We start from the raw sequence: 10836 nt of genomic DNA, 5'->3' as shown, positions 1-10836 counted from the left end.
TATGGCACGGATACCATAGTTGCGCTTGAGATTGCCAAAGAAGTGGCTTCTCAAGTCGAGGGACTTTTTGTCGTTCCTCCGCTTTACTACGGTATGAGCGAGCACTATAGCATGTTCCCGATTTCCATAAGCTTGCGTTCTGAAACGCTTATAGAAGTTATAAAGGACATTTTAAGATCGCTTATTAAACATGGAATAAAGAAAATATTTATTATGAATGGACATGATGGGAATATAGCTCCAATAGAAATAGCCTCTCGTGCTATAAAGATGGAGCATCCCGATGTGAAGATAGCCTCGCTTGATGCTTGGTGGATAAGCGCTGGTAGGCTTCTTCCTCCCGATACTTTTGAGGTATGGGATGGACTTGGGCATGCTGGTGAGGGAGAAACATCGATTATGCTTGCCTTAAAGCCTGAGCTCGTTGATATGAGCGTTGCAAAGGGGGTCGTTCCAGAGTTGCCAACCGAGGTGGAGATGAAGTGGAGCTTTGATGAGCTAACCCCGTATGGCGCTACCGGTGATCCAACAAAGGCTACGAAAGAGAAGGGGGAAAAGATGAAGAAGGTTCTCGTTGAGCTAATCGTTAACTTCTTTAAGGAGATGGAGAAAAAGGACTGGAAATACGGCTATAAAAAGTAAAGCTTTAGGGGGCAGGCTTTTTAAACCTGCCCCCTATATTTTTCTTCGAGAATCTCTTTGGGCAGATATTTTTTCTCCATTTCTCTTACCTGAGGTAAACCTATAAATTCTGCAAACTCTGGGAAAGGCATCATATTTTCGTATCCGGGGGTAATACCATTTTCCCTAAGATAAGATAAGGCCTCTTTTACGGCTTTAGCTGCCGTATAGAGTACGAACACGGAGTGTATAACTATTTTATAGCCAAGCTCCTCGGCTTCCTTAACTGTTATAAACGGAGTCTTACCTTTCTCTATCAAGTTCAGGAGCAGGGGAGTGTCCGGTATAAGTTTTGGAATCTTCTCAAGCTGGTCCAGCGATGTTGGTGCTTCGATGAAGATGAAGTCCGCTCCTGCTTCTCTATAAGCCCTTCCACGTCTGATTGCTTCTTCAAATCCGCAAACAGCAATAGCATCAGTTCGAGCACCCACCAGGAAGTCAGGGTCCTCCTCGTTTCTGGCGTCTATAGCTGCTTTTATTTTCCCTATCATCTCCTCCAAGGGGATTAACTGTTTTCCCTCCATATGCCCACATCTCTTGGGCCATAGCTGATCCTCGATAAATAATCCGGAAGCTCCTGCCCATATGTACTCTTTGACGGTTCTATAAGCGTTTATGGCGTTTCCATATCCGGTGTCGGCATCGCAGAGAAGGGGAATGTTGATAGCTCTCGCCATATATTTTACCCTTTCGCACATTTCCTTAAAGCAAACCAAGCCAACATCTGGCTGTCCCAAAAGTGAGGCTGCTGTTCCATATCCTGAGTGGAAAACCATCTTAAACCCCACGCTCTCAGCGAGCTTTGCGGTCAGCGCATCATATGTTCCCGGAGCTACAATTATCCCCGGCTTTTCGATGAGCTCTCTTGCTATCTTGGTTAAGCTTTTACCCAAGTTGTATCGCCCTCCTTATCATATCTTATCTTCGAGCTCCTTTATTATCCTTATAACCCTATTAGCAGAGCTTCTTATGTGATTTTCTACGAGCTCTGCTGCTTTTCTCCCGTTGCCGGATTTAATGGCTTCGTATATAGCATGGTGCTCTTCTATCATTATGTTCGTCCTTTCCGGTATCCTGCTTGCTATTTCGCGATAAGGTAGGGTTATGGCAAGTATCTCCTGAAGAACCTGCTTAAGATAGTTATTTCCGCATGCCTCATAGATGATCTCATCGAATCTTCTGTTTAATAGATCTAACGCGTTGTAATCCCCTTTTTGAGCTGCTTCCTTCATCTTGGCTAAGAGGCTTTCCATTTCCTTTTTCTGTTCCTCGGATAAATTTCCTGCGGTTTTTTCTGCTGCCTTAGGTTCAAGCAGAAAGCGCACCTCGTAGTAATCGTTTAGCTCCTTTGCGCTTATCCCCCTTACTGATCTTAGTTTGCCGCTTTTTACAACGAGTCCTTCATCCTCGAGCTTTCTTAAGGCATCTCTAACCGGAGTGATGCTAACCTTAAAGGCTTGGGCTAAGTCTCTTTCAACGAGCTTCTCGCCGACCTTTCTCTTTCGAGATATGATTTCTTCCTTTAGCTTTTCATAGATCTTATCCGCTAATGTTTTTCCCTTCCTCACCAGCCCCACCCCTTGATGTATCGAAATCTAAACAAGATGATAGCAAAATATATTCTATAAAGTCAAGAGAAAGAGGAAAATTTTTTCTTAATAAATTGCTTGAGTAGTTCGTTTTTGGTGCTATAATAGAAAAGGGGGTGATGCAGGGATGCGTGTAGGCATGGGGATGGTTAATCCGTGGAATAGGATCGATCAGTACAGAAGAATGATGAATAACGTTCCCCCTAATCGCAGGGCTACGAATGCAAATCCTCTTCAGAATAGAGATCAGATTCAGCTACAGAACCGGAATCAGATGGTCATGAGAGTAAGGCATCAGGAGGAGGCAGGACAAGCTCAAGAGACGAATCAAACCTACAACAGGGAAGGGCAGAGAGTTCCGTATACCCCGCCGGGAGAGGCTTTCGAGGCGCAAGCTTAATAGGTGTGCCTAAAGGGCTTTAAGGGTAAAGGGCAGGGTTCCCACATTCGAGCCTTGCCCTTTTTATTTTTGGCTTTCTGAAAGGGAGTGAATTTCTGTGCGATTGGTCTGTTTGCTCTTTATTATGCTTTTTCTTACCGGAAAGTGTATTGCACTTCCGGTGTCGTCGCTTTATATTGGAGGAGGAAATTTTGATTTCATTAGCTCTCTTGCAGTTTCAAAAGAAGGAAGCGTTTATGTTGCTGGATATACATTTAAAAAGGGGAATTATGATGCTTTCGTAGCGAAAATAAGCCCTGATTTCAAGAAAATAGAGAGATTTTTAACATTTGGAGGTAAAGGCAACGATTATGCTTATGGCTTGGCTTTCTCTCGTGATGGAGGTGTTATTGTAGTCGGGTCAACGCAATCTGAGGATCTCCCACGCGCGGTTAATTCATACTCTGGTGGAGGAGATGCCTTCATTGCCAAGATAGATGCAAAGTTAAATAGCGTGAGGCAGACTATCTATATCGGAGGAAACAAAAGAGATTTTGCGAAATCGGTCTGCGTTTCTAAAGAAGGAGACATATATATCTGTGGTGCTACGGCTTCTTTTAATTTTCCTCACGCCTCTAATAAGCCTTTTGGGTACTCTGATGCTTTTGTCGCCCAGATTACTCCTGATCTTAAGGAGATAAAAAGCTGATCTATTTCGGAGGGAGCGCTGTGGATGAGGCAAGTACTATGGCTATTTCTCCTGATGGGAGGATATGCATAGGGGGCTTTACATGGTCCAGGGATATTCCAGAAGCTTCTGATCTGTATCACTGGTGCGATGGCTTCGTTGCTTTGATCGATAAAGATCTGAAGCGCATCATCAGATCAATTTATATAGGCGGTGAGAATCACGATTATGTTGAAGCGCTTGTTGTTTCTCCTGGGGGAAAAATCCTTGTGGGTGGGCAGACTGAGTCGCCGGATCTTCCGAGCGCCGTAAACTCCTATGGCGGAAATTATGATGGATTTATTGCTGAACTTAGCGCTAATTTAGAAAAGATAAATAGACTTCTTTATTCAGGGGAGAAAAATCTTGATGGGGTTAGCTCTATGTTGATTTCTCGAAACGGATACATATACGCTGTTGGTTCCCAGAAGGAGAAAGGTTTTTATAGGGGAGTTCTTCTAAGAGCGGGAGAAGATCTACGGTCTTTAAAGAGAATTTATGAATTGAAAGGAAACGGAGATATCTATTTTTATTCCATAGGTGCTTCAAAAAACGGGGCGCTATTTCTTACTGGAATGACATCGGCTTCTGATCTTCCGGGTGCTCTTAATTCCTATCAAGGCGGCTGTGATGGTTTCCTGCTTAAGCTTTTCTATTGACAAAAGAGAGGAGCCTGTATTAAAATTAGGATCGTGCCTGATGAAAGAGGATAAAGGGGGAGAGAAATCATGTTTGGAAATAGGACATATATGCCTAAGCCGAGGGAGATGGAGAGAAAGTGGTATCTTGTTGATGCTACGGATAAGCCTTTGGGCAGATTGGCTGCGAGGATAGCGCATGTCCTAAGGGGCAAGCATAAGGCTATATATACCCCTCATCTTGATACGGGTGACTATGTGGTGGTTATAAACGCTGAGAAGATAAAGCTCACCGGTCAGAAGCTGACCAAAAAGGAGCTTTATAGCCATTCGGGATATCCCGGTGGTTTGAAGATAACGACTTATGAGAGGATGCTTCAAAAAGCTCCTGAGAAGATTATAGAGAGAACCGTTTGGGGAATGCTTCCCAAGAATAGATTGGGGAGGAAAATGTTTAAGAAGTTGAAGGTTTATGCGGGTCCGGAGCATCCTCATCAGGCTCAGAATCCTGAGCCTCTTGATCTTTAAGGAGGGGAAAGGCTTTGGAGAATAAGTGGCTTTATTATGGAACTGGAAGAAGAAAGACGGCGGTCGCTCGCGTTTGGATGAAGCCCGGTGAAGGTAATATTATGGTGAATAAGAGAAGCTTTGAGGATTACTTCCCGAGAGAGATCTGGAGAACCCATGCTCTCGAGCCACTGAGAGAGATAGGCAAGGAAAGAGAGTTCGATATCTATGTCAATGTCAAAGGAGGAGGGCTATCAGGTCAGGCGGGAGCCATCAGGCTGGGCATAGCTCGCGCCTTGCTTCAGTATGATCCGGAACTGAGGCCTGCTTTGAAAAAGAAAGGATACTTAACGAGAGATCCAAGAATGAAGGAAAGAAAGAAATACGGAAGGATGAAGGCAAGGAGGCTCTATCAGAGTTCCAAGCGTTAAGAATTCTACAGGTTTTTTTGATAGAAGAAGGGGGGAGCTTGGGTTATCAAGCTCCCCCTTTAAGTTTTTTCTGGAGGTATTCGTCTATGGCTTTCGCGGCGCGCTTGCCAGCGCCCATCGCGGAGATAACGGTGGCTGCTCCCGTTACGATATCTCCGCCCGCATAGACCCCGGGAACGGATGTTGCTCCTGTTTCTGGATCAGCGTCTATATATCCCCATTTGTTCAGTTTCAGCTCTGGAAAAGCCTTCAGAAGAACCGGATTTGGTCCCGTTCCTATAGCGACTACTGCTGTGTCTATCTCCATCGTGAACTCCGATCCGGGGATTGGAACCGGTCTCCTTCTTCCGCTTTCATCGGGTTCACCAAGTTTCATCTTTATGCACTCAACCGCTACTAAGTTTCCCTTCTCATCGCCGATATATCTTATCGGATTCGTTAAGAGATGGAATATTATTCCCTCTTCCTTTGCTCTCTCGATTTCCTCTATTCGAGCGGGCATCTCCTTCTCAGTCCTTCTATAGATTATCATGGCTTCTTCCGCGCCCAATCTCTTTGCGGTTCTAACGGCGTCCATCGCTACGTTTCCTCCGCCTATAACCGCAACTCTCTTTCCTATCTTTATCGGGGTATCATATTCGGGGAATAGGTATGCTTTCATCAGGTTAACCCTTGTTAGAAACTCGTTTGCCGAGTAAACGCCGTTTAAGTTTTCGCCAGGTATATTCATGAACTTTGGAAGCCCCGCGCCTGTACCTATAAACATCGCTTGGAAACCTTCTTTCCATATCTGCTCTATGGTTATCGTTTTCCCGACGATGGCATTTACATTTATCTTAACGCCGAGCATCTTTATATATTCCACTTCTCTATCTATTATTCTCTTGGGCAGACGGAACTCCGGTATACCGTATCTTAAAACTCCTCCGGTATCATGAAGCGCTTCAAATATTGTGACATCATATCCCATTTTCGCGAGCTCTCCCGCTGCAGTAAGCCCTGCGGGACCTGATCCGATAACTGCTACTTTTATGCCCTTTCTGGGCGGTAAAGCTGGCTTTTCGATTCCTTGCTCTGCTTCCCAGTCTGCTGCAAATCTCTCAAGTCTCCCTATTGCTACTGGTTCGCCGATCTTGTTAAGCCTGCACTCCATCTCGCACTGCTCTTCCTGAGGACAAACCCTTCCACATATCGCCGGTAGAGAGTTATCCTTTTTTATGATCTCTATGGCTTTCTTAAAGTTTCCTTCCCTTATCTCTCTTATGAATCCGGGAATATCTATTCCGACGGGACATCCCTTAACGCAGGGAGCATCCGGACACTGAAGGCATCTTTTAGCTTCTTCCATTGCTTCCTCTGGGGTGTATCCTAAGGGAACCTCGTTGAAGTTCTTTATTCTTACCTCAACGGGCTGTTCTCTCATAGGCACCTTCGTTTTTCTGACCTTAGCCATCCTGTGCTCCCTCCTTCATCTTCTTGTAGCGCTCCCAGGCTATTCTTTCTTCTTCTTTAAATCTGTCAGCTCTTTTAAGAAGCTCATCAAAGTCAACGAGCGTCCCGTCAAACTCGGGACCGTGAGAGCAAGCGAAGTATGTCTTTCCTCCAACGCTGCATCTGCATGCTCCGCACATTCCAGTCCCGTCAACCATTATCGTATTTAAGGAGACGATGATCGGAACCTCGTATTTTTTGGCAACCTGTGTCGCGAACTTCATCATGATAAGCGGCCCTATAGCCCAGCATTTCTTGATATCCCTTTGCTCGGTGAAAACTTTCTCCATAGCTTGCGTTACGAATCCCTTAAATCCCTTGCTTCCGTCGTCCGTGCAAACTATAAGGCTATCACAAACATCCTTCATCTTATCTTCCCAGAAAAGAAGCTCTGCGGTTCTCGACCCGATTATCCCGATTACCTCATTTCCGGCCTCCTTTAAAGCTCTCGCTATAGGATAGACAGGAGCTATTCCCACTCCTCCACCGACTACCATAACCTTACCGAAATTCTCAATTTCCGAGGGGTTTCCCAAGGGGCCCACGAAATCTCTAATGCTATCTCCCGCTTTTAGAGTAGAGAGCTCATCTGTGGTTTTCCCAACTACTTGGAATACCAATGTTATGGTTCCTTCCTCTCTGTTGTAGTCAGCTATAGTTAGAGGGATTCTCTCTCCCTTTTCGTGAATTCTTAATATGACAAATTGCCCCGCTTTTGCATTTTGGGCTACTAAAGGTGCTTTGACCACGAATTCGTATATGTTTGGTGCTAAGTTTTTGGCGCTTAGAATTGGGTACATCTTTCTCGTCCTACCTCCTTTCCTTTTTCTTAGCATATCCTTGGTAAAAGCTCTCCCCGGGGGGGATCGAGTAGCCTTAGGCCTCCGAATGATGTTTTGACTATGACTCTTCCTTCCCGCCTTATTCTTATCTCTCCTATGATTTCGGCTTTCTTTCCGAGAGGGTTTTTCCTCATCTCCTCGATTATTTCTATCGCTTTTTCCTTTTCCACGACGGCTACTAATCTTCCTTCTGAAGCTAAGTGATATGGATCAAAGCCAAAAATATCGCAGAAATCGAGTACTTCTTTTCTAAAAGGCACCTTTTCCTCATATACCATAATTTCCCACTTTGTACTTTGGGCAAGCTCGTTTAGTGTGGATGCTAAGCCTCCTCGTGTTGGATCTCTCATCCATTTTACACCACCGATTCTTGTTATCGCTTCAACGAGCTCTATTAGAGGAGCACAATCGCTTTTGAAATCCTCGGGCAACTCTATTTCGTATCGTTCTCCCATAACAGCGAGGGAGTGGTCTCCGAGAGGCCCACTTACTATTACGAGATCCCCCGGTGAGACCTTTTCCGCCCCCAGATCGGGATAAAAAATATCACCTATGCCACTCGTTATGATGAATATTTCGTCTACTTCTCCCTTGCTTACCACCTTGAAGTCTCCCGTTATTATAGGGGTGTTTGTTTCCTTAGACGCCTTTGAGATAGAGGAGACTATTCTCTCGAGTTTTTCTTCAGCGAAGCCATCTTCAACGATTATTGAGAGGGCTATAGCTTTTGGTCTGGCTCCTGAGACAGCGAGATCGTTCACGGTACCTGTTATAGATAGCTTTCCGATATCTCCGCCCTTAAAGAAAATCGGTTTTACGGTATAGCCGTCAATCGTTAAAGCGATGTTTCCTATTCTTCCGCTATCTTCTAATCTTTCTAAGACGGGGTTTTTAAAAGCGGGGAGAAGGAGTTTTTCTATTATTTCTCTCGTTTTTTCTCCTCCGCTTCCGTGTGATAGTTTAATCATCTTCTATCCTGCCTCCGTATCTATAATAGGCTGCACAGCTTCCTTCGCTTGATATCATGCAGGGGCCTATGGGATGGTCAGGAGTGCATGTGTTTCCAAACAGGGGGCACTCATTGGGGTATATATATCCTTTAAGAACCTCTCCACATCTGCATCCCGGAGGATCGGGTACTTTCTCTTTCTGGAGCGAGAAGATCAGCTGAGCGTCAAAGTCTGAGAACTCGTCTTTTATCTTAAGCCCGCTTTTTGGGATAGTTCCAAGTCCACGCCACTCGCTGTCTTCCTCTTCGAATACCTCTGCCAACAGCTCTTGCGCTTTTCTGTTTCCACCTTCTCTTACCGCTCTTGGGTATGCATTATAAGCATCGCTTGTATCTTTTTCAGCCATCTCTATAAGTTTCATCATGGCTATAATGATATCTTCTGCTTCGAAACCGGATATGACACATGGGATTCCATATTTCTGCGCTATCTCTCTGTACGGTTTTACCCCTATTATGGTGCTTACATGACCGGGACATAAAAAACCGTCCAAGCTTCCCTCAGATGCAAGGACTTCCAACGCAGGAGGGATGAGCTTGTGGAAGGACAAAAGTGAAAAGTTTCTGATGTTTTTTATTTTAGCTTCCTTAATAGCCCAAGCGCTTGCAGGTGCTGTCGTTTCAAAACCTACACCTAAGAAAACGATTCTAAAATCATCGTTCCTTTCAGCGATATCTATAGCTTCGGTTATGCTATACACCGTGATTACCCTTCCCCCTCTGGATTTAACGTCCTCAAGCGTTCCCGTTGGTCCTGGAACCTTAAGCATATCCCCATATGTAGCGATGATGACATCATCTCTTAAGGCTAAATCAACGCTCATCTTTATGGCATAAGCAGGGGTTACGCAAACTGGGCATCCTGGACCGCTTCTAAGTTCCACTCCTTTCGGAAAAAGAGACCTTAAGCCAAATCTGCATATGTTAACCGTGTGAGTTCCGCATACTTCCATAAACCGCAAGGGTCTTGATACTTTAAGATTCCGTAATTTCTCTCCAAGCGTCAATTATCTCTCTTGCCTCCTCGGGTTTAAGCTTTTCTATGGCGAACCCCGCGTGAACCAGCACATAGTCTCCAACCTTGACATCCTCAAGCAGATCTATTCTTGTTCTTTTTCTTATTCCTCCGATCTCAGCTATAGCTTCATTTCCGTTTATCTCAATTATTCTGTGTGGAACTGCTAAACACAAGTTAGATCTCCCCCTTCTTGATCTTAGAGGCACAAATGGCGATCTGTCCCACCGCTATTCCCTGATCATTTGTGGGGACCTCCTTGTGATGATAAACCTTAAAGCCGGCTTTAGTCAAGCTTTCCCTTAGCTTTCTTAAGATTATTCGATTTTGAAAAACCCCTCCACTTAATACTACCTTTTTAATACCCGTTCTCTCACTTATGATTTTTGCTGCCTCGGACAGGCTTTCTACTAAATAGTTGTGGAAGCGCATGGCGCATACTTCTGCGGGCGTTTTACTCTTTACATCTTCTATAAGCTTCATCCACATTTCTCTCCAGTTTATAATGATTTTTCCACTTTTTTCCTCCAGCTCTATCGGATAGTTTTTCTCTTCATCTTCATAAGCTATGCCCTCAAGCTCTATGGCAGCCTGAGCCTCATACGAGATCTCTCTTCTTATGTTAAGAAACGCAGAAACTGCATCAAAGAGTCTTCCACATCCCGAAGATAGGGGGGAATTAATCCCGAGTTTAAGTAGCTTTAGAACTTCCTTGCTCTTTCTTTCTTCGATAAGTTCCTCTTTACCGATTTCGTAAAGATAGCTTAAGGCTATTCTCCATGGTTCTCTTATAGCTTTATCTCCTCCGGGCAGGGGAATTGGCTTTATATATCCCACTCTCTCAAATTCTGAGGTATCTCCTACAAGTATTTCTCCACCCCATATCGTTCCATCACTTCCATGACCGGTTCCATCCAGTATTATGCCTATTGCTCTCTCATTGATTCCATTTTCCCACATACAACTTGCCATGTGGGCATGGTGATGCTGAACCTTGAGGAGAGGCAAGCTTAAGCTTTCAGCGTATCTCGTTGAAAGGTATGCTGGATGGAGGTCACAGACTGCATATTGAGGTTCAATTCCAAAAAGATTTTTGAATCTGTCTATGAGCAATTTGTATCTGTCAAGAGCCTCAAGGTCTTTGAGATCTCCTATATATTGGCTCAAAATAATGGTGTTTTTTCTGCTTAGAGCGAATGAGGATTTCTCTTCGCCTCCACAGGCGAGTATAGGTGGAAAATCTTCTTTTCCCACAAGAGGTAGGGGGGTAAAACCTCGCGCTCTCCTTATAACCGTTCCATCCATAACTATAGAGTCATCGCATGGAGTGTATATGTCTCTATCGTGCATTAGAAAGAAGTCAGCTATATCTTTAAGCTTTCTGAGAGCAGCATCGTTTTCATAAATTATCGGTTCGTCCGAGAGATTTCCACTCGTCATTATAAGAGCCTCGAATTTTTCGGTTAAGAGATAATGAAGTGGGGTATAGGGGAGCATAAAGCCCAAATATTTATTATTTGGGGCTAT

General features: G+C 44.4%; 14 protein-coding genes. 6 read left to right on the top strand and 8 right to left on the bottom strand.

Features of this window, described 5'->3' with window-relative positions; all coding sequences use genetic code 11:
- On the top strand, positions 1-642 hold a 642-nt coding region (locus J7M13_04890), incomplete at its 5' end, for a creatininase family protein (protein MCD6363319.1).
- Positions 643-662: 20 nt separating this feature from the next.
- On the opposite strand, the gene J7M13_04885 is transcribed toward J7M13_04890, so the two are convergent.
- A complete protein-coding gene (locus J7M13_04885) occupies positions 663-1574 on the bottom strand; it encodes an isocitrate lyase/PEP mutase family protein (protein ID MCD6363318.1) in 912 nt (303 codons plus the stop codon).
- Between the two features lie 18 nt (positions 1575-1592).
- Positions 1593-2249, bottom strand: a complete 657-nt coding sequence (locus J7M13_04880; protein ID MCD6363317.1) for a GntR family transcriptional regulator — start codon at positions 2247-2249, stop codon at positions 1593-1595.
- Between the two features lie 148 nt (positions 2250-2397).
- Here J7M13_04880 and J7M13_04875 point away from each other — a divergent pair, with 148 nt between their 5' ends.
- The 5 genes from J7M13_04875 (at position 2398) to rpsI (ending at position 4952) form a co-directional block, all read left to right on the top strand.
- Positions 2398-2670: a hypothetical protein gene (locus tag J7M13_04875; GenBank protein ID MCD6363316.1), complete on the top strand. Its 273-nt coding sequence runs from the start codon at positions 2398-2400 to the stop codon at positions 2668-2670.
- A gap of 97 nt (positions 2671-2767) precedes the next feature.
- The gene (locus tag J7M13_04870; GenBank protein MCD6363315.1) at positions 2768-3358 is read left to right on the top strand and encodes a hypothetical protein; all 591 of its coding nucleotides are present in this window, start codon (positions 2768-2770) and stop codon (positions 3356-3358) included.
- Between the two features lie 20 nt (positions 3359-3378).
- Complete coding sequence (locus tag J7M13_04865) at positions 3379-4035, top strand: hypothetical protein (protein ID MCD6363314.1); 657 nt, start codon at positions 3379-3381, stop codon at positions 4033-4035.
- A 69-nt stretch (positions 4036-4104) separates the two neighbouring features.
- The gene (rplM, locus tag J7M13_04860) at positions 4105-4542 is read left to right on the top strand and encodes a 50S ribosomal protein L13 (GenBank protein ID MCD6363313.1); all 438 of its coding nucleotides are present in this window, start codon (positions 4105-4107) and stop codon (positions 4540-4542) included.
- A 14-nt stretch (positions 4543-4556) separates the two neighbouring features.
- The gene (gene rpsI / locus J7M13_04855) at positions 4557-4952 is read left to right on the top strand and encodes a 30S ribosomal protein S9 (GenBank protein ID MCD6363312.1); all 396 of its coding nucleotides are present in this window, start codon (positions 4557-4559) and stop codon (positions 4950-4952) included.
- Positions 4953-4998: 46 nt separating this feature from the next.
- On the opposite strand, the gene gltA is transcribed toward rpsI, so the two are convergent.
- From gltA to J7M13_04825, 6 genes are all read right to left on the bottom strand, one after another.
- Positions 4999-6405, bottom strand: a complete 1407-nt coding sequence (gene gltA, locus J7M13_04850) for an NADPH-dependent glutamate synthase (GenBank protein ID MCD6363311.1) — start codon at positions 6403-6405, stop codon at positions 4999-5001.
- Positions 6398-7243, bottom strand: coding sequence for a sulfide/dihydroorotate dehydrogenase-like FAD/NAD-binding protein (locus J7M13_04845; protein MCD6363310.1), 846 nt, complete (start codon positions 7241-7243; stop codon positions 6398-6400). Before J7M13_04845 ends, gltA begins: the two co-directional genes overlap by 8 nt.
- A gap of 29 nt (positions 7244-7272) precedes the next feature.
- Positions 7273-8253 carry a hydrogenase expression/formation protein HypE gene (gene hypE, locus J7M13_04840; protein ID MCD6363309.1) on the bottom strand — a complete coding sequence of 327 codons (981 nt, stop codon included), beginning with the start codon at positions 8251-8253 and terminating at the stop codon, positions 7273-7275.
- Entirely contained in the window at positions 8246-9247 is a 1002-nt protein-coding gene (hypD, locus tag J7M13_04835; protein MCD6363308.1) for a hydrogenase formation protein HypD, read from the bottom strand. The genes hypE and hypD overlap by 8 nt, the downstream gene beginning before the upstream one ends.
- A gap of 22 nt (positions 9248-9269) precedes the next feature.
- Positions 9270-9485, bottom strand: coding sequence for a HypC/HybG/HupF family hydrogenase formation chaperone (locus J7M13_04830; protein ID MCD6363307.1), 216 nt, complete (start codon positions 9483-9485; stop codon positions 9270-9272).
- Position 9486: 1 nt separating this feature from the next.
- Positions 9487-10836, bottom strand: a 1350-nt coding sequence (locus J7M13_04825) for a carbamoyltransferase HypF (GenBank protein ID MCD6363306.1), incomplete at its 5' end; no start/stop codon positions are given.

This window comes from Synergistota bacterium (genome assembly GCA_021159885.1).
Lineage (GTDB): Bacteria > Synergistota > GBS-1 > GBS-1 > GBS-1 > AUK310.
Note: the sequence above shows the minus strand (reverse complement) of the source record. Positions and strands in the feature narration are given on the sequence as shown.